Here is a 21,790-nt window from a genome sequence, read left to right as displayed (position 1 = left end):
GCGCCGCACCGCCGCTTCGTGAGCAGCAACGGTCGGGTCGCCTCCGCAGAGGCGACCATTCCTGCTCACGAAGCGCCTCGGCGCGCAGCGCCCGCGCTAGACGCGCGGCAGGTGCCGGCGCCACGAGCGGCGCCGCGCGGCGATCACGAGGACCGTCACGAAGAACATCAGGCCCGCGCCGTGCAGCAGGTAGCTCTCCGCCGTGCTGGTGACGGCGAGCAGCACGAGCACGGCGGCCGGCCACACGTACGCCACCCCGGGGAACGTCGTCGCCGTCACCCAGGCGCGCGCGAAGGCGAGCAACGCGGTGATGCCGAGGATGAGCGTGCCCGCGAAGCCGATCTGCAGCCAGGCGTCCACGAAGGCGTTCAGGCCCGAGGTGAACCGGACGCCGGAGGGGTCGATGAGCGTCACGTAGGGCACGACGGGCTCGGTCGGCCACGTGCCCACCCAGCCCCAGCCCTGGATCGGGTAGCGCTCCACCAGGACCCGGATCTGCGACCACAGGTCCGTCCGGGTGGCGGTGCCGCCGGCCGCCCCGATCTCGGCGAGCAGGCGGTGCCGGGCGAGCACCCCGACGGCCAGCGTCAGCAGGACGACCGCGCCGAGGACGCCGTTGACCACCGGTCTGGTCGCCGGTCGTGCGTGCCGGAGTGACCAGAGCGCCAGTGCGGTGACGGCGAGCGCGATCATCGCGAGCCCGGTGATGGGGGACTGCACGAGCATCAGGGCGATGACGGCGAGCGAGGTCGAGGCGATCGCGCGCCAGACCGTGACCGACCGGGTGAGGAACTCGACCACGAAGGTGACCAGGGCCATCGCGGCGATGAAGCCCATGAAGTTGCGGGTCCCGCCGATGCCCTGGATCGGGCCGCCGTACGCGATGTCGCCGCGGATGCCGAACGCCGGGAACGGGACGTCGAGGACCAGGCCGGACAGGACCTCGAGTCCGAGGGCCGTCACGAGCAGGATCCGGAAGGCGTCACCCGAGGCCCGGATCACCTGCACCAGGTCGCGGCCGAGGGCCAGGTACAGCCCGAGGCCGATGAAGCACACGGTCTGCACCAGTCCGCGGAGCGCCACCCAGGAGTACTCGCTCCAGAGCACGCTCAACGCGCAGTAGCCGACGAAGGCCAGCAGCGAGAGGGGGAGGACCCCGTGCCACTCGATCCGGTAGCGCTGGCCGAGCAGGCTCAGCCCCGCGAGCACGAACAGCGTCACGAGCACCGCCCAGGTCCCCGCCCGGCCGACGAGGGCCTCGACGGTGGGCTGGCCGAACCCGAACAGCACGATGACCGTCGCGAGCGCCTGGCTGAACCGTCCACCGGCCGAGAAGCCGATCCAGGCGGAGAGGTACCGGCGCCCGAGCACCTGTCTGCTCACCCGGCCGTCCGTCACGCGTCCATCTTGGCGCACGACCTTGTGACGAGCACACCGCATCGCGGTGTGGCTGTATCGACGATGCGCGATGACCGAACTATCCTCACCGGATGGACCTCGCGCGCAGGGTCGCCGGCGTCCCCCTCGTCGCGGTCGTCGTCGGCCTGCTCACGACCGCCCTGGCCTGGTACCGGCTCGGCCCGGTGCCGCGGAACACCGTCTGGGCCGAGGACGGCGGCGTGTTCCTGCGCGAACGGATCGCGATCGGTCCCGTCGACACCCTGCTGCACCCCTACGCCGGGTACGTGCACCTGCTGCCGCGCCTCATCGTCGACCTCGGGTACGCGCTGCCGCCCGAGCGGTACGCGCAGGTGGTGGCGCTCGCTGCGTGCTCGGTCGTCGGCGGGGTCTGCGCCCTGGTGTTCGTGCTGTCCCGCGACGTCGTCCGCCCGTGGCCGTTGCGGCTGGTGCTCGCCGCCGTCCCCGTCGTCCTGCCGCTCGCCCCGTACGAGATCAGCGGCAACGCGGCGAACCTGCACTGGTTCCTGCTCGTCCTGGTGCCGTGGGTCTTCGCGTGGCGTGCTCGGTCGTGGTGGGCGGCCGGGGCGCTCGCCGTGGTCGCGGGTGCGGCCGTGCTCACCGAACCGCTCACCGCGCTGTTCGCGCCCCTGCTGCTCCTCGCCTGGACGCCGCGTGGACGTGCGCCCGGACCGGCCGGCCGGTGGACCGCGCTGCCGGTCACGCTCGTCGTGGTCGTCGCCCTGGCGGTGCAGGGCATCACGACCCTGACGAGTCCGCGTGCCCTCGCCACGGGGTCGCCGGCGGTGCGCGACGTGCTCGCGGGGTACCTGCTGCGTCCCGTGGCGGGTGCCTGGGACCCGGACCTCGGCGCGGTCCTGACGGCGGTGGTCGAGCACGGCTGGGCGGTCGTCGTGGTGCCGGCGGCCCTGCTGCTCGTCGTCCTGGTGGCGGCCGTCGTGGTCGGGCCGGCCCGCACCCGGTGGATGGTCACAGCCCTCGCCGTCGGCTCCGTCGCGGTGTGGTGGGTGGCCCTGCTCGCCAACGGCGGTGACGGTCTCCGCTGGTCGGCGCCGGTCGCCGCGATGGCCGCCGTGCCGCCGCAGCGCTACGCCGCGGCCGCCGGCCTGCTGCTGGTGAGCGCCGCGGTGGTCGCCGCCGCCACGCTCGTGGACGCCCGCAGCTGGTCGCGTGCTGCCGGACGGACGGGAGGCCCTGGTCGCCTCGTCGGCGCGCTGGCCGGTTGGTGCGTGGTCACCGCCGTCGTCGCGTCGGCGGTCCTGCACGTCGCGCCGACGGACACGCGGCGGAGCGGCGGGCCGGTGTGGGCGGGGCAACTGCCGGCGGCGGTGGCGGCGTGCGACGCGGACCCGACGCTCGAGGTCGCCCGGGTGAAGTCGAACCCGTGGTCGTCCCCGGTGTCGTGCTCGTGGCTGTCGCGCTGAGGGAGCGTGCGGGTCAGCGCGTGCCGGCCCAGCGGAACTCGCGCTTGGCGGGCGGCGTGCGCGGACCGTCGCCGGTGGACACCGGTTCCTCGCCGGTCAGCACGATGCGCGTCTTGATGGCGAGCAGGGCGAAGAGCACCCAGTTCCCCTGGTAGAGCAGGCGGGACTCGGCGACGGACTGCACGAGCAGGGCGACGACGACCAGGAGCGGCAGGAGCGACACCGGGTCGAACGACCGCGGACGCAGCGCGGCGTCGTACCCGATGCGGGTCGCGCAGGCCCACGAGCGGGACAGCGTCGTGACCACGTAGATCGCGAAGAGCACCAGGCCGATGATGCCGGTCTGCATCCAGACGTCCAGGTAGGCGTCGTGGGCCTGCAGGTACGTGACGCCCTTGCGCTGCGCCAGGTCGGCGAGCGTCGGGATGCCCGGCCACCAGTACCCGATCCAGCCCCAGCCGCCCACGGGGTGCTGGTCGATCAGGCCGAGCACCTTGGCCCAGATCTCCCCGCGTCCGGTGGCGTCCGAGCCCTTGCCGAGCAGCTCGGACACCGGGCCGCGCAGCACGAACGCGGCGACGGCGACGACGACGGCACCCACGGCCAGCAACAGGTAGCGCGGGGTGCGGCGCTCGGTCGGGACACGGCGCATCCAGACGGCGGCGAGTGCGACCACGGCGACCACGAGTGCGGCGGCGATGACCGTCGACGAGCGGGTGAGGACGAAACCGAGTGCCGCGACGACGAGCCAGCCGATCGCCTGGTTCCGGCGGATCCGACCCTCGGCGAACTGCACAGCGACCACGATCGCGACCAGCAGGGCCACCATCGCGAGCAGGTTGGCGTTGCCGGGCAGCCCCTGGATCCGGCCCCCGGTGAAGAGCTCGGCGCGCGAGAAGTAGAAGGCGTCGGGGACGTCGCGGTCGCCGTAGTCCGTCCAGATCGGGGCGATCGGGTGCCGGACGAACACCGCGACGGCGGCCTCGAACAGGAGCGAGAGCATGAGGACCCAGCGGAGCGCGAGGCTCAGGGCGTCGGTGATCCGGCGCCACGTCAGGGTCGAGGCGATCGTGAACGCGACGGCCGCGCAGATCACCTGCACGGTCAGGCTCGAGATCGTCGCGAAGCGCCAGTGCGACCACACCAGGGTCACCAGGCACCAGCCGAGGAACGCCCAGAGCGCCCAGGGAGTGCGGACGAGCGGTGGCCTCGCCCGGACCAGGATCGTGATGCCCCACGCCGCGACGAGGGCCCAGAGGACGCCGGCCCCGACCCAGGTCAGGGTGTTCGGCACGGCGTCGCCCGCGAACAGCACGAACAGGGTCGTCGCTCCGAAGGCGAACGCCTCGCGCTCCGGTACGGTCCCGCGCGCCAGTGGCCAGGTGTTCGTCACGACGCCAGGCTACCGGCCGGTCGCCGTCCGCAGGACTCCACCGGCAGCGCCGGTAGGCTCTGGCCCATGTTCCTCGGCATCACGAACACCCCCCGCGACTACGCCTGGGGCTCGGTCACCGCGATCCCGGAGCTCCTCGGCCGCACCGTCACGGGTGCCCCGCAGGCGGAGCTCTGGCTCGGCGCCCACGCCGGCAGCCCCAGTGTCGTGGTCAACCCGGCCATGGTCGGCGGGGCCGACACGCTCCGCGACTGGATCGCCGACGAGCCGGAGACCGCACTCGGTCCGGACCGCACCGGCCTGCCCTTCCTGCTCAAGGTGCTCGCCGCTGCGGCACCGCTCTCGCTGCAGGCGCACCCGACCCCGGAGCAGGCAGAAGAAGGCTTCGCCCGCGAGGAGCGCGAGGGGATCCCGCTCGACGACCCGGCCCGCAACTACAAGGACCCGTTCCCGAAGCCCGAGCTCGTCGTCGCGCTGAGCGAGCGGTTCGAGGCGCTGAGCGGCTTCCGCCCGGTCGAGGAGACCCTGGCCGAGGTCCGCGTGCTCGACGCCGGTACCGGCCGCCTCGGTCCGCTCGAAGTGCACCTGCTGCACGGGCTCGAGGACACCGTCCGCTGGCTCGAGACCGCCGACGAGTCCGCGCTCGCCGTGGTGCAGGCCGCGAGCGACCTGGCCGTCTCGCTCGACGACGACCTGCTCACCCCGAACACCGCGACCGTCCGCGACCTGGCGACCAGCTGGCCCGGCGACCCCGGCATCGTCGTCTCCCTGCTCATGCACCGGGTGACGCTCACCGCGGGGCAGGCCATGTACCTGCCCGCCGGCAACATCCACGCGTACCTCGACGGACTCGGCATCGAGCTGATGGCGCCGTCGGACAACGTGCTGCGCGGCGGGCTCACGCCGAAGCACGTCGACGTGCCCGAGCTCCTGCGGGTGCTCGACTTCACCGCGTACCCGGCACCGGTCCTCGAGCCCGAGCGCCTCGCCCCGGGCGTCGACCGGTTCGCGCCGGACGGCGTCGGCTTCGCGCTGCTGCGGGTGGACGGCGACGGTCGCCCGGTGGGACTGAGCACCGGCGGGGTCGCCCCGCTCGTGGGGCCGTCGATCGCGATCTGCACCGAGGGCGTCGTCACGCTCGTCGGCGCGCAGTCGGCGACCCTGCTCCGCAAGGGCGAGTCGTGCTTCATCACCCCGGACGAGGGCGACGTGACAGTCGAGGCGGACTCCTCCGACGGCATCACGTCGACCGTGTTCATCGCCACCGGCGCCTAGGGGCGCGGACCCGCACCGGGACCGGCGCGGGGCCGCACGCCGTGGCGTGGACCCGCACACCGCCACCGGGGCGTCGCCGACGTCCGCTAGCGTGGCGACCATGAGTTGGCTGGTCACCGGCGGTGCCGGGTACATCGGGTCCCACGTCGTCCGAGCACTGCGCTCGGCCGGCATCGACACGGTCGCGTTCGACGATCTGTCGAGCGGCTTCCGCGCGTTCGTCCCGGACGACGTGCCGTTCGTCGAGGGCACGATCCTCGACGGCGAGCTCGTCGCACGCACGCTGCGCGAGCACGAGGTCACCGGCGTGGTCCACGTCGCGGGGTTCAAGTACGCCGGCGTCTCGGTCGAGCGCCCGCTGCACACCTACGAGCAGAACGTCACCGGCATGGCGACCCTGCTGCGCGCGATGGCCGAGACCGGCGTCACCAAGGCGGTCTTCTCGTCCAGCGCGGCGGTCTACGGCACGCCGGACGTCGAGACCGTGGTCGAGTCCACCCCGAAGAACCCGGAGTCGCCGTACGGCGAGTCGAAGCTCATCGGCGAGTGGCTGCTGCGCGACATGGAGGTCGCCGCGGGCTTCACCACCACGTCGCTCCGGTACTTCAACGTCGTCGGTTCCGGGGAGCCCGACCTGTACGACGCCAGCCCGCACAACCTGTTCCCGCTGGTCTTCGACGCGCTGCTCGCCGGCCGGACCCCGCGGATCAACGGCGACGACTACGCCACCCCGGACGGCACCTGCGTCCGCGACTACGTGCACGTGGCCGACCTGGCGCACTCGCACGCGGTGGCCGCGCGGAAGCTCGAGGCGGGGGAGCCGCTCGAGCGTGCCTACAACCTCGGCAGCGGCGACGGCGTGAGCGTCCGGCAGATCATGGACGCGATGGCGGCGGGCACCGGGATCGCCTTCGACCCCGAGATCGCACCGCGGCGACCCGGCGACCCGGCCCGCATCGTCGCGACCGGCGAAGCCGCCGCCCGTGACCTCGAGTGGGCCATGCGGCACTCCCTGGACGAGATGGTGTCCAGCGCCTGGGAGGCCCGTCGCAGCGCCTCCTGAGCGCCTGAGGACGAGTCAGTTGTCCCCCGGAAGGCCCACCCGAGCGGTGCGACACGCCCAAACGGGGGACATGACACGCTGGAGCGGTCAGTGCCTTCTATGATCCGCGACTTGACTCAGGCGAATGACACCGCTGTAATTACAGGCAACGGCCGCAAGAGTTGGGGTTCGTTGTCGAGGCGGCAGGGGTGATCAGGGTGAACGGTTCCGAGTTCCACGCCGGAGTTCCGGAGGACTGGCACGTCGATCCCGTGGCGCTCGGCGTCCCGGGTGTCCGACGTCCGGAGACCGACGACGAGGAGAACCCGCTCGCCTGGCAGGTCGACTCGCTCTGCGCGCAGACCGACCCCGAGGCGTTCTTCCCCGAGAAGGGCGGCTCCACGCGCGAGGCGAAGAAGATCTGCACCTCGTGCGAGGTCCGGGCACAGTGCCTCGAGTACGCGCTCGAGAACGACGAACGCTTCGGCATCTGGGGTGGCCTCTCCGAGCGTGAACGCCGCAAGTTGCGGAAAAGGGCGTAGGAGCGTTCACGGCGCGCCAGCGCCGTGCGACTGCGCCCCTGAGGAGCCTGCGACGAAGGCGCCGGAAGGCGACCACCTCCGCCCGTCCCGCACCGCGCAGTGAGCGCATCCAAAGGTTCACGGCGCGCCGCCGTCCGCAGCCGACACCGCGCCTCCAGACCGTAGAGTGACGCCCGTCATGCAGCCCAGAGTCACCGCGATCCTCGTCGCCGCCAACGGGGCGGCCCACCTCGACCGGACCCTGGACGCGCTCGCCGCCCAGACCCGCCACCCCGAGAACCTGGTGGTCGTCGACGTCGGCACGACCGACGGATCGACCGCCGAACTGTCCTTCGGCGGGTCCGCGCAGCTCGTCCGGCTACCCGCCGGCACCGCGTTCGGTGACGCCGTCCGCCAGGGCGAGCGCAGCGCGCCGCCCGCGGCGACCGACGAGCCGGTCGACGAGTGGCTGTGGGTCCTCGGCCACGACAACGCGCCGGCGCCGACCGCGCTCGCCGACCTGCTGTCCGCCGTCGAGATCGCGCCGTCGGTCGTCGTCGCCGGTCCCAAGCTCGTCGCCGACGACGACCCCTCGCTCATCCGCGCCTTCGGCGAGAGCATGACCCGCTTCGGCCGGTCGATCGTGCTGGTGCAGGACGAGCTCGACCAGGGCCAGCACGACCGCAACACCGACGTGCTCGGTGTCGCCGCGGGCGGCATGCTCGTGCGCCGGTCGGTCTGGAACGAACTCGGCGGCTTCGACCCGGCACTGCCGGACGTCGACGCGGCCCTCGACTTCGCGGTGCGGGTCCGCCTCGCCGGACACCGCGTCGCCCTCGTGCCGGAGGCCAAGGTCACCAGCGCCGGACCGATCGAGGAGTTCGGCCGCAAGCGCGTGTCCGAGGCGCGGCGCGTCCGGATGCACCGGCAGGCGCAGCTGCACCGCCGGATGACCTACGCGCCCGCCGCGCTGGTCTGGCTGCACTGGCTCACGCTCGTGCCGTTCGCGATCGGCCGCGCGCTCGGTCACCTGGTCGCGAAGCACCCCGCCGCCGTGGTCCCCGAGCTCTCCGCCGCGTTCGCCGTCGCGTTCGGCGGCGGCACGGGGCGTGCGCGCAAGAACCTCGCCCGCACGAAGAAGCTCGGCTGGGCCGCCGTCGAACCGCTCCGTGTGAGCTGGCGTCGGGTGCACGAGCACCGCACCACCTCGCGGGACGTCGAACTCGCCCGGGCCGAGGACGCCCCGATCGCCCGGGCGTCGTTCCTGAGCGACGGCGGCATCTGGGTGGTCCTGGCCGCCGCGGTCCTCAGCGTCGTGACGCTCTACCCGCTGCTCGGGTCGCCGGCCCTGACCGGCGGGGGACTCCTGCCGCTCTCCGCGACGCCGGGACAGCTCTGGCAGAACGTCGGGTACGGCTTCCACTCGCTCGGCACGGGCTTCACCGGCCCGTCCGACCCCTTCGCCGCGGTGCTCGCCGTGCTCGGCTCGATCGTCTTCTGGTCGCCGTCCACCGCGGTCGTGCTGGTCATGCTCGTCGCGTTCCCGCTGTCCGCACTGGGGGCCTGGTTCGCGGTCCGCAAGGTCACGACCCGCACCTGGGTGCCGGTCATCGGTGCGTCGCTCTACGCGATCGCCCCGTCGCTCGTCGGCGCGGTGACGACCGGACACCTCGGCGCCGTGATCGCGCACCTGGTGCTGCCGTGGCTGTTCGTCGCCGTGCTCGAGGCACACCGCTCGTGGGCCTGGGCCTCGGGAGCGTCGCTCCTGTTCGCCGTCGTCGCCGCCTCGGCACCGTCGCTGCTGCCGGTCCTGCTGGTCGGCTGGCTCGTGGCGCTCCTGGTCGGCTGGCGCCGGGCCCACCGTCGCCTGTTCATCCCGGTGCCGACCGCGGTGCTCTTCCTGCCGCTGATCCTGGCGCAGGCGGCACGCGGCAACCTGCTCGCCGTGTTCGCGGACCCGGGTGCGCCGTCCGCGACCCGGGCGCCGTCCGCGCTCCAGCTGGCCATCGGACAGCCCCTGCCCGACTGGAGCGGCTGGCTCCCCGCGACGTCCGGACTCGCGCTGGTCGCCACGGTCCTGCCGATCGTGATGGCCGTCCTCGCGCTCCCCGTGGCCGCCGCCGCGATCGGGGCGATGCTCGGCCACCGCTGGGCGGTCGCGGGCTCGGCGCTCGTCATCGCGCTCCTCGGCTTCGCCACGGCCTTCGCCGCCACCCACGTCACGGTCACCGGTGTCGGGTCGACCACCACCATCGTCTGGCCCGGCAGCGGTCTGTCCGTGTACTGGCTCGCCCTCGTGGTCGCGGCCTGCATCGGCATCGACGTGCTGCCGAAGGCCGCTCCGGTCACCGGGCTGGTCGCGACCGTGCTCGCCGGTGTGGCCGTGGCTCCGGCCTTCGCGGCGTTCTACCTCGGCACCGCCACGATCGAGCCGACCACCGGCCGGGTGCTCAGCGCGTACGTGAACGCCGAGGCCCAGGCGAACCCGGACGTCGGCACGCTCGTGGTCGTCCCGCAGGACGACGGTTCGCTCGCCGTCACGCTCGAGCGCGGGCAGGGCTCCACCCTCGACGACCAGTCGACGCTCGACGCCACCGCACTCCGGCTGAGCGAGTCCGGCGCACGGCTGACGACGCTCGCCGGCAACCTGGCGAGCCGCAGCGGGTACGACCCCCGGCCCGCGCTCCGCGAGCTCGGCGTGAGCTTCGTGCTCATCGACGACGCCGGTGACGACCCCGAGGCGCAGACGGTGCACGACCGGGCCGCCGGTGCGATCGGTCAGAACGCGCTCTTCACGAGCATCGGCGAGACCACGAACGGCCAGCTGTTCCACTACGAGGGCGAGGTCGACCGCACCCGCTCCGGCTCCGCGGCGACCCAGGCCACCCACGTGCTGTACCTCGTCGTGCTCGGCGTGGTCTTCGGCGCCGCAGCACTCCTCGCGGTCCCGACCGCCCCGCGCCGCCGCCGTGCCACCTCGAACGTCATCGAGGCCGAGGAACCCGCCACCACCTTCGACGAGGAGCGCGACGAATGAGCACCAACCCCTCCTCGGTCCGGCGCTGGATCGTCCGCGGCACCGCCACGGCCGTCGCCGTCGTCGTGGCCGCGGGTGCCGTCACCGCGGCGCACGCCATCGGCACCGAGTCCGAACCGGGCCGACCGGCCGGGCGCACCGTCACGCCGGTCCCCGCCGCCGCCGAGCGTGTCTGCGCCGGCAGTGCGCTGCGCCTGTCCGACGACGCCGGCAACGACGCGACGCAGGCGAGCACCGTCGGCACCGCGACCGTCGCGACGGCGACGACCGGTTCGACGGTCGAGCGGTCCTCGCTCGACTCCTCGACCACCGGCGGCAGCGACCCCAGACTCCTGACGGCCCCCGCCGGCGAGACGACGCCGCAGGTCGCGGGCAGCAGCTTCCAGAGTGTCTCGAGCGGCGACCTGGTGGGCGCGGGCGCTGCCTCGTGCGACGACCCGACCCAGTCCACGTGGCTCGTCGGCGGCTCGACGGAGACCGGTCGGACGAGCCTCGTCACGCTCTCGAACCCGACTGACGTGAACGCCACGGTCGACCTGACGATCTTCGACGGCTCGGGGACGGTCAGCGCACCCGGGACCACCGGCATCGTCGTCGCGCCGAACACGCAGAAGGTCGTCCCGCTGTCGGGCTTCGTGTCCGACGCCGTCTCGACCGTCGTGCACGTCACGTCGTCCGGCGGCCAGATCGTCGCGCACATGCAGGAGTCCGTCGTCCGCACCCTCACCCCGGGCGGCTACGACATCGTCTCCGGTGGGGCCGCGCCGTCCCGCTCGCAGGTCATCCCCGCCGTCGCCCTCGCCGACGCGCAGGCCGCCCAGCGCGGCGACGACACGGCCGACGCGGCGCCGATCGTCCGGCTGTTCGTCCCCGGCACGAAGTCGGCGCGCGTCACCCTCGGCATCAGCACGGCCGACGGCGGCGGCACGACCGTCAACGCCACCGCAGAGCCCGGGGTCGTCACCGACGTCGCGCTCGACGACTTCCCGGACGGCCGGTACTCGTTCACCGTGACCTCGACCGAGCCTGTCGTCACCGGTGCACGCACCACGACGCCGACCGACGGTGCCAGCAGCGGCACCGACCTCGGGTGGTTCGCCTCGGCCGAGCCGCTGGGGGACCGGACGATCACCGCCATCGCCCCGGGCGAGGGCGTGCGGCTGAACTTCGTGAACCCCACCCGCCAGGACCGCTCCGTCACGGTGCGGTCGGGCGACGAGCGGCGCACGCTGAAGATCCTGTCCGGTGCGACCGTGACGCTCCCGGTGCAGACCGCGAAGCAGCTCACGCTGACCGGGACGGAGGGCATCGTCGCGGGCGTGACCTACCGTGGGGCCGACGGCATCGCCGGGTTCCCGGTGCGTCCGGCGACCGACGTCTCCACCCCGGTCCGCGTCTACCCCTGACGGGCGGCTCGATCAGCCCGGCACGACGGCCCGGCGCGGTCCGCCCGGCTCGCCGGGTGCGGCAAGTCCGGCGCGGTCCGCCCGGCTCGCCGGGTGCGGCAAGTCCGGCGCGGTCCGCCCGGCTCGCCGGGTGCGGCAAGTCCGGCGCGGTCCGCCCGGCTCACCGGGTGCGGCAAGTCCGGCGCGGTCCGCCCGGCTCACCAGTGCCGGTAGCGGTCCGGCGCCAGGTCCCAGGGGTCCTTGCCGATCAGCTCGCCGACCGCGCGGAACACCGCGGTCTCGATGATGATGCGGCGGTCGGAGTCGTCCTTCTCGGGGCTCCGGTTCACCCGCTCGACGGGGATCCGGAAGACGGTCACGCGGCGGGTGTCGCGGTCGATCCGCCAGCGCGGCATCTCGTCCGGCAGGGTCGTGTCGCTCGGCATGTCCGCCACCTGGAACACGACGCCGGAGAGCTCCTCGGGCCAGAGTCCGAGCAGGTAGTGCGCGCTGTCGCCGACGATCCGGTCGAACGCCTCGGCGCGGGTGATGATCGGCGCGAGCTCGGGCCCGGTGACGCTCGAGCGCCCACCGCGGCCGTGCCGGGAGCGCCCCCGACCGCGGTCGACCGGGGTGACGAGGCGAGGCTTCCGACGCATCCCCACATCGTACGCGGGGACGGGTGCGCGCCGGACGCTCCGCTAGGCTCCCTGTCGAGATGGACGTGCGGATCTGCAGCAAGGTGGCGTGTGCCAACAGCGCTTCGTCGACCCTGACGTACGACTACGGCGACTCCATGGTGGTCGTCGGTCCGCTGTCGACCCGGGTCGAGCCGCACGGCTACGACCTCTGCGCCCGGCACGCTGCCTCCCTGCGCGTCCCGCGCGGCTGGCAGGTGGTGCGGCGCGAGCCGCTGCCGCGCGACGTCGACTGACGGCTCGCGTCCGCGACGTGGGTGCGGGGGTCGGTCTGGAGGCCCGGGGAACGTGACCGGGATCGGCTGGTGATCCGCGCCTCCCGGCATGGAAGACTGGTGGGCATGCCCACCGAAACCCGCACCGCTGCTGCGTTCCGCGTCGCCGACCTGTCCCTCGCCGAGGCCGGCCGGCACCAGATCCGCCTCGCCGAGAACGAGATGCCGGGCCTGATGTCCCTGCGTGACGAGTTCGCCGCGGCGCAGCCGCTCGCCGGCGCGCGCATCGCCGGGTCCCTGCACATGACGGTGCAGACCGCGGTGCTCATCGAGACGCTCGTCGCCCTCGGCGCGCAGGTGCGCTGGGCCAGCTGCAACATCTTCTCCACCCAGGACGAGGCGGCGGCGGCCGTCGCCGTCGGGCCGACCGGCACTCCGGACGCCCCCGCCGGCGTCCCGGTGTTCGCGTGGAAGGGCGAGACGCTCGAGGAGTACTGGTGGTGCACCAGCCGCATCTTCGACTGGAGCGACGAGGCCGCCGCGGCGGGTGCCGACTGGACCGGGCCGAACCTGATCCTCGACGACGGCGGCGACGCCACGATGCTCGTGCACACCGGTGCCGACGCCGAGGCGGCCGGTGCCGCCCCGGTCGCCGAGCCGGACGCGAGCACCGAGTGGAAGATCGTGCTCGACACCGTCGCGCGGTCGCTCGAGACCTCGTCCGACCGCTGGACCCGCATCGCGGCCGACATCCAGGGCGTCACCGAGGAGACCACCACGGGCGTCCACCGTCTGTACGAGCTGTTCCGGAACGGCGAGCTGAAGTTCCCGGCGATCAACGTCAACGACTCGGTGACGAAGTCGAAGTTCGACAACAAGTACGGCATCCGGCACTCGCTGCCCGACGGCCTGAACCGGGCCACCGACGTGCTCATCGGCGGCAAGGTCGCCTTCGTCGTCGGCTACGGCGACGTCGGCAAGGGTGCGGCCGAGGCGCTCCGCGGGCAGGGCGCCCGCGTCATCGTCAGCGAGGTCGACCCGATCTGCGCGCTGCAGGCGGCGATGGACGGCTACCAGGTCGCGCGCCTGGCGGACGTCGTCGACACCGTCGACATGGTCATCACGTGCACCGGCAACCTGGGCGTCGTCGGGGTCGACGAGATGCTCGGGCTGAAGCACCTGGCGATCGTGGCGAACGTAGGGCACTTCGACAACGAGATCGACATGGCGGGGCTCGAAGCGCTGCCCGGCGTCTCGAAGGTCGAGATCAAGCCGCAGGTGCACGAGTGGCGGCTGCCGACCGGGCGGTCGATCCTGGTGCTGTCCGAGGGCCGGCTCATGAACCTCGGCAACGCGACCGGGCACCCGTCGTTCGTGATGAGCAACTCGTTCACGAACCAGGTGCTCGCGCAGATCGAGCTGCACACGCGGCGCGAGGAGTACCCGACCGGCGTGTACGTGTTGCCGAAGCACCTGGACGAGAAGGTCGCGCGGCTGCACCTCGACGCCCTCGGGGTACAGCTGACGTCGCTGCGTCCGGAGCAGGCGGCGTACATCGGTGTGCCGGTCGAGGGTCCCTTCAAGCCGGACCACTACCGCTACTGAGCGCGGCGGGGCGGCCCGCTTCCGCTGAACACCGGTGTTCGCATGTTGAACCCCCGCACGCGGGTGTTCGGAGTGCGAACACCGGTGTCTTGCGAGCAGCCCGGTGGCGCGCCGCGCGTCAGCGCCGCGCTCCGCGTCAGCGCGGGAAGCCCGGCGGGGGCGCCGCCGCGGTCGCCCCCGCGGCGGTCAGCAGCTCGGCGCGGGCACCCAGCGCCCGGACGTCCCGACGACGCCGCAGCACGACGACCCCGGCCAGGAAGACCTCCGGCGGGACCGGCGGCACCGGGTGTGCGAACGCGGACACCTCGGCCGCCAGGGCCTGCGCCGCCGCCTCGCGCAGTTCGGGTCGCATCAGTGCGGCCCCGCGGAAGAACGCACCGAGGCGGTTCTCCAACCGCTGCGGCAGCGCCGAGACGTCCGCGACACCGGCCCAGGCCGTCAGCTCCGGGGGCAGCAGCACCTCGGGGTCCCGCTGCTTCGGCAGGCGCTCGTGCTGCACGATCGTCCCCGCCAGCAGGTCGCCGAGGCGCCGCGGCCGACTGCCGAACAGCGCGACGAGCAGGGCGACCGAGCCGAACGTCATCCAGAGCTCGAACAGGCCGACGAGCGACCGCGTGAAGGCGTGCCGGAAGCCGATCGCGCCGCCGTCGAGCCGGACGACCCGGGTGCCGGTGGCGAACCGTCCGACGCTCCGCCCCTTCGTCACGGTCTCGACCGCCGCGGGGACCAGCACGAGCACGACGACGAGCAGCACGATGTTGAGCGCAGCACCCCAGGCCGGCTCGAGCCCCCTCGGCCAGAGCCGCCAGACGCCGAAGAGCGCGAGCACGAACAGGACGAGGACGCACAGGCCGTCCAGCAGCGCGGCCGCGAGTCGCAGCACGAGTCCGGCGGGCTGGACGTCGAGCGCGACACCCTCGCCCACCACCAGCTCGTCGGCGGTCTCGTCGAGGTCGCGCGAGAACCGGGCGTCGGCGAGGTCACGCGGCGTGCGGGGCTTCGGCATGGGATCATTCTGTCGGAGATCGCGCGACCTGAGGGGGAACACGTGGACCTGGATGCCTACACCGAGGTGCACCGTGACCGGTGGCAGGAGCTCGACCGTCTGGCGCGTGCCCGGCACCGGTCCGGCGCGGACGTCGACCGGCTCGTCGCCGGCTACCAGGAGGCCGCGACCGACCTCGCCCGCATCCGGGGCGCCGCACCGCGCACCGTGACCGGCGACCGGCTCTCGCTCACGCTGTTCCGCGCCCGTCTGCGCTTCACCGGCACGCCCGTCGACCCGTTGACCGCCGTCGCTCTGTTCTTCACGCGGCAGCTGCCCGCGGCGCTCTACCGGATCCGCTGGGTGACCATCTGGGTCGCGCTCGCGACGGTGGCGATCGGGGCGATCGTCGCGGTCTGGATCACCACCACCCCGGGTGCGACGGCGACGTTCGGCAGTGACGAGGCCCTGCGCCGGTACGCCACGCAGGACTTCGTCGACTACTACTCCGACCGTGGCCTGGGGGCCTTCACCGCGCAGGTCTGGACGAACAACGCCTACATCGCCGCGACGATGGTGGCGTTCGGCATCACCGGGGTCTTCGTGCCGTTCTCGATCATGCAGAACGCCGTCAGCCTCGGGGTCTCCGCGGCGATCATGCACTCCCAGGGCCGCCTTGCCGACTTCTTCCTCTACATCTCCCCGCACGGGCAGCTCGAGCTCTACTCGGTCTTCCTGGCCGGCGGTGCGGGGCTGATGATCTTCTGGTCGTGGGTGGCACCGGGGCCCGGACGGACGCGCGCCCAGGCCCTCGCCGAGGACGGCCGCGCACTCATCACCATCGCGGTCGGCCTGACCCTGACCCTGCTGCTGTCCGGCATCGTCGAGGGCGTGGTGACGCGGCAGGACTGGCCGTGGCCGATCAAGATCGGCATCGGCACCCTCGCCCTGGTCGCGGTGCTCGCCTACCAGTGGGTGCTCGGCGGCCGCGCGTACCGAGCGGGGGAGCGCGGCGACCTCGAGGAGTTCGAGCGCGGCTCCACCGCCCTGGTGGCCGGCTGACGTCCGTCCCGGTTCAGAGCCGGCCGGTGGCCTTCGCCCGGATGTAGGCGTCGGCGACGAGCGGCGGGACGTCCGCCGGTGCGCCGCGCACGACCTCGGCGCCGGAGCGCCGTGCGACGTCGGCCGCACCGTCCGCGTCGAGCAGGGTGCGTTCGGCGGCCGCACGTCGGTAGACGTCGCGCTCCGCGCCGGTGGGGAGGCCCGGCACCCGTCCGCCCCGCGCGGTGCGGATCGCCGTGGCCGGGTCCACCCCGCCGCGCGCCATCCGCTGGACGGCCGGGTCCTCGATGCTCGTCACGAGGACCGCGTGCCGTCGTGACAGCCGGGGGAGCACGGCGAGCAGGTCGCCCGAGGCGCCGACGGAGTCGAGGCTCGAGGCGAGGACGACCATGGCGCGCGAGGTCGTGATCGAGTCGACGAGCGCGGGGACGGATGCCCAGTCGGTCGCGGCGAGCCCGGGTTCGGCCATCGCGAGGGCCTCGCCGAAGCGCTGCACGACGTCGGTGCGGGTGGCGCCGTGCACGCGGTCGTGTGCCGTGTCGTCGAGGACCACCAGGTCGACGCGGTCACCGGCGGCTGCCGCGAGGGCACCGAGGAGCAGCGCCGACTCGATGAAGGTGTCGAGTCGGGGTTCGTCGGCGACGCGGCCGGCGCCCGCCCGGCCCGCGTCGACCACGACGACCACGCGTCGGTCGCGTTCCGGACGCCAGGTGCGGACGACGAGGTCCTGCCGCCGCGCGGTGGCGCGCCAGTCGATGGACCGCACGTCGTCACCGCGCACGTAGTCGCGCAGTGAGTCGAACTCGGTGCCGTGCCCGCGGAGCTGCAGCGTGGTCTCGCCGTCGAGCTCGCGGAGCCGTGCCAACCGTGACGGCAGGTGCCGCCGGGAGCGGAACGGCGGCGTCACGACGAGTTCGCCCGGTGCTGCGACGACCCGCTGCCGTGCGGCGAGGCCCAGGGGACCGAAGGACCGCACGGCGACCCCGGTGGTGCGGCGTCGACCACGACGGAACGGGGTGAAGCGCATCCGGGCCGTCCGTCGTTCCCCGGCGGGGACCGTCATCCGGATCCGACGGGGACGGTGGCCGGCCGACGGCTCCCACATGTCACGGACCACACCGCGGACCGTCCGGGAGCCGTCGTTGGCGAGCACGAGGGTGCCGTCCGCGGTGCTGTCGCGTCGAGCGAGCCGGGGCATCCGCCGCTCCACGCGGACCCGTCGCAGGTCGGCGGCGAGCACGACGTCGAGCGCCGCGGCGAGCAGCACCACCCCGACCCACGCCAGACCGGCCCACCCGCTGCCGAGCAGCACGGTGGGCACGAGGGCGACGGCGAGGAGCGCGACGAACCGGCCGGAGACCGCCACTAGATCGGCACCCGCACCTGCTCGAGCACCTGCTGGAGCACGCCGTCGGCACCGACGCCCTCGAGCTCGGCGTCGGCGGCGACCCGCAGGCGGTGCCGCCAGACCGGCAGGGCCATGGCCTGCACGTGGTCCGGGGTGATCGCGTCGTAGCCGGTGAGCCAGGCCCAGGCCTTGGCGGCCGCGAGCAGTGCCGTCGCTCCGCGGGGGCTCACCCCGACGCGGACGGACGGTGCCTGCCGGGTGGCCCGGGCGAGGTCGACGATGTACGCGAGCACGTCGTCGCGGGCCCCGACGCCGCGGACGGCACGCTGCGCACGGACGACCTCGTCGACGCCGACCACCGGGGTGATACCGGCGGACCGGACGTCGCGCGGGACGAACCCGTCGGCGTGGCGCCGGAGCACCTGCCACTCGACGTCGCGCGGCGGGATGTCGAGCGTCAGCTTCATCAGGAACCTGTCGAGCTGCGCCTCGGGCAGCGTGTACGTGCCCTCGAACTCGATCGGGTTCATCGTCGCGGCGACGAAGAAGGGGTCCGGCAGCGCCCGAGCGTCACCGTCGACGCTCACCTGGCGTTCCTCCATCGCCTCGAGCAGCGCCGACTGGGTCTTCGGCGGCGTGCGGTTGACCTCGTCGGCGAGCAGGACGTTCGTGAAGACGGGGCCCTCGCGGAACGGGAACGTGCCGGTCGAGGCGTCGTAGACGAGCGACCCGGTGACGTCGCCGGGCATCAGGTCCGGCGTGAACTGGATGCGCTTCGTGTCGAGCGTCATCGCGGCGGCGAGGCTGCGGACGAGCAGGGTCTTCGCGACACCGGGGACACCCTCGAGCAGCACGTGCCCCTGTGCGAGGAGTCCGACGATCATGCCGGAGACCGCGCCCTCCTGGCCGACGACGGCCTTGGCGACCTCGGTGCGGACCCGGCCGAACGCGTCGCGCAGGTCGGTGCCGGCCGCGGTCGTGGGGTCGTGCTCCGGTGCGGTGTGCTCGGTGGTGGCAGGGGGCAGGTCGGTCACGGTCGTGCTCCTGGTCGGTCGGGGTCGGAGGTCGGTCGGTCACCGGAGGTCGCCCGGCGGACGGCGCGTTCGAGGTCGTCGAGCGCGGCGGTGCCGTCGACGAGTGCACGGTCGTCGTCGGTGGTCCCGCCGACGAGCACGGCGCCGACACGGGTGTGCGGGATGCCGGTGGCCTGGGCCGCGGTCCGGACGACCTCGTCGACGTGGGCCGATCGGGGCAGACCGAGCATCCGGCCGATGCGGCGGACGGCGGCGACGCGCAGGGTGTCGAGGGCGTGGGTGCGGTCATGGGTGCGGGCGTACATGCGGGCGCGACCCTCGGTGGTCTCCGCGGCACGGACGACGACGGGCAACCGCTCGACGACGAGCGGGCCGAGCCGTCGGCCCCGCCAGACGCCGGCCGCCACGGCGACGAGGGCGAGCAGTGCGAGGGCGCTCGGGACCCACGGCGGGGCGAGCTCGCCGAGGGTCGGTGCGGCGTCGGGGGTGCCGACGGCCGGGGTGTACCAGACGAGTCGCTCGTCGGCGCCGAGCAGCCCGAGGGCGAGTGCGGCGTTCCCGGCGGTGGCGATCGTGTCGTTCCGGAACGCCGAGGTCGTGCCGAGCAGTGTGACGTCGCCGCCCTGGGTCGTGGTGCGCACGAGGCCCCAGACCCGGGAGCCGCCCTCGCCGGTCGGCGCACACCGTTCGGCGGTCGCGTCCTGCACGGTGTACCCGGAGCCGGCGGTGGTGACCCGGGCAGCCGAGGCCGCCGCCGGGATCCCGCACGAGGCCGTCGAGACGGTGGCGTCGCCGTCGACCTGGACGGCCGGGTCGACCGGGAACCCGAGCAGTGCCTCGAGTCCGGCGCCGCTCGTGCCGACGACCACGACGTGCCGCGCCGTGCGGGCGATCCGTTCCGCGACGTCGGGGTCGAGCGCCCCGTCGGCGTCGTCGATGAACACCGTGCCGCCGTCGATCCCGCCGACGCCGTCGACGGTGTCGGTGACGGAGACCGCGGTGCCCCGCTGCTCGAGCACCCGGACCAGGGCGGCCGAACCACTGGCCGTCGTCGAGGTCGGGTCGAGCGCACGCGGTGCGTCCGGGTCGGTGCCCTGCACGACGGCGGTCAGCGCGGCGAGCAGGACGCCGACCAGGACGATCGCGACCCAGAACCCGATGCGGAACCGGCGTCCCTCGGCCGGAGCCGGAACCCGAGCAGGATTCGGTCCGGCGCTCGTCCGCGTGGCGGTGTCGGTCGTCATGCCGGCACCACCGGTCCCTCGGCCCGGGCGGGCCGGGCCTGCCGGACGGTCCGCTCGGTGTCGAGCACGCGCAGGGCCGCGGCTTCGTCGGCCTCGGCACCGAGGTACCGGACCGCGTCGAAGGCGGTCGCTGCCGCGTCGAGTGCACCGGCCGACGCGGGGAACGGCACGGCGCCCCGTGCGGCGATCGTCCGCGCGGTGGCTCCGGGCACGTCGGGCACCAGGTCGCGCTCGCCGAGGCCCCTGGCGATCGCGCGGAACCCGTCGAGCACCGCTGCCGACCAGTCGGCGCGACGGACGGCGGCCTGGGCCGCTTCGAGGAGTTCCCGGGCGGAGCGCAGGTCGTCGGCGTCGAACACCCCGCCGGTGTCACCGTCACCGGCCCGCGCGCGCCGGCGGGGGAGTCCGCGGGCGACGACGACGAGCACGACGACCGCGACGAGCACCACGATCGCGATCACCAGCGCGGTGCGGGCCGCAGCGGGGGAGTCGATGCCGTCGGCGCGGAGCGACCCGAGCCAGTCGAGGAAGGAGCGCGAGGCACGGTCCCACCACGTCGGCCGGGCACCGTCGTAGGCGGACCGTTCGAGTTCGCGCTCGAGCAGGCGACGCGCTTCGTCCGGGTCGACCGCCGTCACGCGGAGCCGTTCGGCGGCGCCTGGCCCGGACCCTGCTGCCACGGCTGCTGCTGACCGGGCTGCCAGGGTTGCTGCTGCTGACCGGGCTGCCAGGGTTGCTGCTGCTGACCGGGCTGCCACTGCTGCTGCCCGGGCCACGGCTGCTGCTGCGCCTGCCACTGCTGGCCACCCCACTGCTGCTGCGGCGGCCACGGCGGGCGTGCGACGGGCTCGGACGGGGCGAACGGGTCGGTCGGCTGCCCGGAGTCCAGGTGCGACGCGATCCGCTGGTCGAGCGCCTCGGTGCGGATCCGCCGGTCGATGGCGAGGAACGTCGTGATCGAGGCGCTCAGCACGTCGGTGATGCACTGCACCGCGATCGCGAGCAGGCTCCCGACGACGATGGCGATGACCGCACCGGTGCCGGCTCCCGACGTGCCGCCCGTCTGCCCGAGCGGGTCGAACGTGCCCCCGACGAGCACGGCGCCGATGGTGAGCGGGATCGACGCGATGGACGCCGCGAACCCGAACATGAGTTGGACGAGCAGCAGGATGCCGAAGGTCCGCCAGAAGGCCCCGCGGGTCAGGCGCCACGACTGTGCGGCTGCGGCGAAGACCGGTCGGCCCTCGAGCGCGATGGTCGGGACGGTGAGCACGAAGCGCGTGGCGAGCCACACGACGACGACACCGATGCCGAGCACGAACAGCACCAGCGCCAGCACGAACCACCCGGTGCCGGAGTCGGCGGCGCCCATGGCCGCGAACACCCCGAAGAACACGAGTCCGGCCAGGATCGCGAGGACCGCACCGGCCCCGATCTGCACGAGCATCCACGCGACGACGGACCACCGGCGGCCGGCGAGCAGCGCCCACAGCCCCCGGAACGTGGCGCGACGGCCGAGGACCCGCTGCCCGGTGTCGGCGGCGACCGGCGCCACCAGGAACCCGCGACCGAGGTAGGCGAGGAACGGCAGCACGACCGAGAGCAGTGCCGTGAGCGTCAGCGTGCCAGCGACCACCGAGTCGGCACCGCTGCCGCCGTCGAGGGCCGAGAACATCCGCGACTGCAACGCCTGCTGCCCGAAGGTGCTGGCCAGCGTCGAGAGCAGGCCGAGCACACCGCTCAGCAGCACGCTCCAGAGCAGCAGCACGCGGGCGTTCCGGCGGAAGACCGTGAACGCCCCGGCCAGGATGTCCCCGAGACCGAGCGGGCGCAGCGGGATCACCGGACGCGAGCCACCGGACGGACCGCCCGGTCGCCCCGGACCCGGCCCCGGGGCGGGCTGCGGCGGCACGGAGAAGCGGGGCGGGCCTCCAGGCTGGGGTCCTGGTCCCTGCGCCGGTCCGGACGCCGGCGGCGTCGGCGCACCCTGCTGCCCACCGCCCGGTGTGTGCCAATCGGACATGACTCCAGCCCCCTCGTCGTGTCGGACCGAGCCAGCGATGCACGGTCCACCCCCATCCTGGCGGAAAACCCGGCGCGGCG

At 73.7% G+C, this 21,790-nt stretch carries 18 protein-coding genes; 9 read left to right on the top strand and 9 right to left on the bottom strand.

Annotated features, from left to right (window positions below):
- Window positions 1–96: 96 nt before the first annotated feature.
- Window positions 97–1,398, bottom strand: coding sequence for an O-antigen ligase family protein (locus DEJ19_RS11915; RefSeq protein WP_111233787.1), 1,302 nt, complete (start codon window positions 1,396–1,398; stop codon window positions 97–99).
- A 92-nt stretch (window positions 1,399–1,490) separates the two neighbouring features.
- Here DEJ19_RS11915 and DEJ19_RS11910 point away from each other — a divergent pair, with 92 nt between their 5' ends.
- Complete coding sequence (locus DEJ19_RS11910) at window positions 1,491–2,843, top strand: hypothetical protein (protein WP_111233788.1); 1,353 nt, start codon at window positions 1,491–1,493, stop codon at window positions 2,841–2,843.
- A gap of 13 nt (window positions 2,844–2,856) precedes the next feature.
- Here the strand turns inward: DEJ19_RS11910 and DEJ19_RS11905 are convergent, their stop codons facing one another.
- Window positions 2,857–4,236: an O-antigen ligase family protein gene (locus tag DEJ19_RS11905; protein ID WP_111047608.1), complete on the bottom strand. Its 1,380-nt coding sequence runs from the start codon at window positions 4,234–4,236 to the stop codon at window positions 2,857–2,859.
- A gap of 66 nt (window positions 4,237–4,302) precedes the next feature.
- On the opposite strand from DEJ19_RS11905, the gene manA reads away from it, so the two are divergent.
- From manA to DEJ19_RS11880, 5 genes are all read left to right on the top strand, one after another.
- Entirely contained in the window at window positions 4,303–5,511 is a 1,209-nt protein-coding gene (gene manA, locus DEJ19_RS11900) for a mannose-6-phosphate isomerase, class I (protein WP_111233789.1), read from the top strand.
- Between the two features lie 100 nt (window positions 5,512–5,611).
- Entirely contained in the window at window positions 5,612–6,574 is a 963-nt protein-coding gene (gene galE / locus DEJ19_RS11895) for a UDP-glucose 4-epimerase GalE (RefSeq protein WP_110861386.1), read from the top strand.
- Between the two features lie 188 nt (window positions 6,575–6,762).
- Window positions 6,763–7,095 (top strand): WhiB family transcriptional regulator, encoded by a 333-nt coding sequence (locus tag DEJ19_RS11890; protein ID WP_081827389.1) that lies wholly within the window; start codon window positions 6,763–6,765, stop codon window positions 7,093–7,095.
- Window positions 7,096–7,273: 178 nt separating this feature from the next.
- Window positions 7,274–10,111: a glycosyltransferase gene (locus tag DEJ19_RS11885; protein WP_111233790.1), complete on the top strand. Its 2,838-nt coding sequence runs from the start codon at window positions 7,274–7,276 to the stop codon at window positions 10,109–10,111.
- Entirely contained in the window at window positions 10,108–11,517 is a 1,410-nt protein-coding gene (locus DEJ19_RS11880) for a DUF5719 family protein (protein ID WP_111233791.1), read from the top strand. The genes DEJ19_RS11885 and DEJ19_RS11880 overlap by 4 nt, the downstream gene beginning before the upstream one ends.
- 197 nt (window positions 11,518–11,714) lie before the next feature.
- On the opposite strand, the gene DEJ19_RS11875 is transcribed toward DEJ19_RS11880, so the two are convergent.
- Window positions 11,715–12,155, bottom strand: a complete 441-nt coding sequence (locus DEJ19_RS11875; protein ID WP_071405768.1) for a metallopeptidase family protein — start codon at window positions 12,153–12,155, stop codon at window positions 11,715–11,717.
- A 59-nt stretch (window positions 12,156–12,214) separates the two neighbouring features.
- Here DEJ19_RS11875 and DEJ19_RS11870 point away from each other — a divergent pair, with 59 nt between their 5' ends.
- Together DEJ19_RS11870 and ahcY are read left to right on the top strand one after the other, a co-directional pair.
- Window positions 12,215–12,430 carry a DUF3499 family protein gene (locus tag DEJ19_RS11870; RefSeq protein ID WP_111029483.1) on the top strand — a complete coding sequence of 72 codons (216 nt, stop codon included), beginning with the start codon at window positions 12,215–12,217 and terminating at the stop codon, window positions 12,428–12,430.
- 105 nt (window positions 12,431–12,535) lie between these two features.
- Window positions 12,536–14,014: an adenosylhomocysteinase gene (gene ahcY, locus DEJ19_RS11865; RefSeq protein WP_111029518.1), complete on the top strand. Its 1,479-nt coding sequence runs from the start codon at window positions 12,536–12,538 to the stop codon at window positions 14,012–14,014.
- A gap of 136 nt (window positions 14,015–14,150) precedes the next feature.
- On the opposite strand, the gene DEJ19_RS11860 is transcribed toward ahcY, so the two are convergent.
- Window positions 14,151–15,020: an RDD family protein gene (locus DEJ19_RS11860; protein ID WP_111233792.1), complete on the bottom strand. Its 870-nt coding sequence runs from the start codon at window positions 15,018–15,020 to the stop codon at window positions 14,151–14,153.
- Window positions 15,021–15,062: 42 nt separating this feature from the next.
- Between DEJ19_RS11860 and DEJ19_RS11855 the strand changes: the two genes are divergently transcribed.
- Window positions 15,063–16,061, top strand: coding sequence for a stage II sporulation protein M (locus tag DEJ19_RS11855; protein ID WP_111233793.1), 999 nt, complete (start codon window positions 15,063–15,065; stop codon window positions 16,059–16,061).
- Between the two features lie 13 nt (window positions 16,062–16,074).
- Here DEJ19_RS11855 and DEJ19_RS11850 read toward each other — a convergent pair whose 3' ends face one another.
- Genes DEJ19_RS11850 through DEJ19_RS11830 form a run of 5 tightly spaced genes read right to left on the bottom strand, consistent with a single transcriptional unit; the run spans window position 16,075 to window position 21,530 of the window.
- Window positions 16,075–17,427 carry a DUF58 domain-containing protein gene (locus DEJ19_RS11850; protein ID WP_111233794.1) on the bottom strand — a complete coding sequence of 451 codons (1,353 nt, stop codon included), beginning with the start codon at window positions 17,425–17,427 and terminating at the stop codon, window positions 16,075–16,077.
- A complete protein-coding gene (locus DEJ19_RS11845; RefSeq protein WP_502869790.1) occupies window positions 17,427–18,434 on the bottom strand; it encodes an AAA family ATPase in 1,008 nt (335 codons plus the stop codon). Before DEJ19_RS11845 ends, DEJ19_RS11850 begins: the two co-directional genes overlap by 1 nt.
- A gap of 5 nt (window positions 18,435–18,439) precedes the next feature.
- On the bottom strand, window positions 18,440–19,687 hold the full coding sequence (locus tag DEJ19_RS11840) for a DUF4350 domain-containing protein (protein ID WP_111233795.1): 1,248 nt from the start codon (window positions 19,685–19,687) through the stop codon (window positions 18,440–18,442).
- On the bottom strand, window positions 19,684–20,367 hold the full coding sequence (locus tag DEJ19_RS11835; protein ID WP_111233796.1) for a DUF4129 domain-containing protein: 684 nt from the start codon (window positions 20,365–20,367) through the stop codon (window positions 19,684–19,686). The genes DEJ19_RS11840 and DEJ19_RS11835 overlap by 4 nt, the downstream gene beginning before the upstream one ends.
- Window positions 20,322–21,530 (bottom strand): glycerophosphoryl diester phosphodiesterase membrane domain-containing protein, encoded by a 1,209-nt coding sequence (locus DEJ19_RS11830; RefSeq protein ID WP_110865377.1) that lies wholly within the window; start codon window positions 21,528–21,530, stop codon window positions 20,322–20,324. Before DEJ19_RS11830 ends, DEJ19_RS11835 begins: the two co-directional genes overlap by 46 nt.
- Between the last annotated feature and the right edge of the window lie 260 nt (window positions 21,531–21,790).

The sequence above is a fragment of the Curtobacterium sp. MCSS17_016 genome, from assembly GCF_003234255.2.
GTDB lineage: Bacteria > Actinomycetota > Actinomycetes > Actinomycetales > Microbacteriaceae > Curtobacterium > Curtobacterium flaccumfaciens.
The sequence above is the reverse complement of the archived record's forward strand: the minus strand, read 5'-3'. Positions and strand labels throughout refer to the sequence as shown.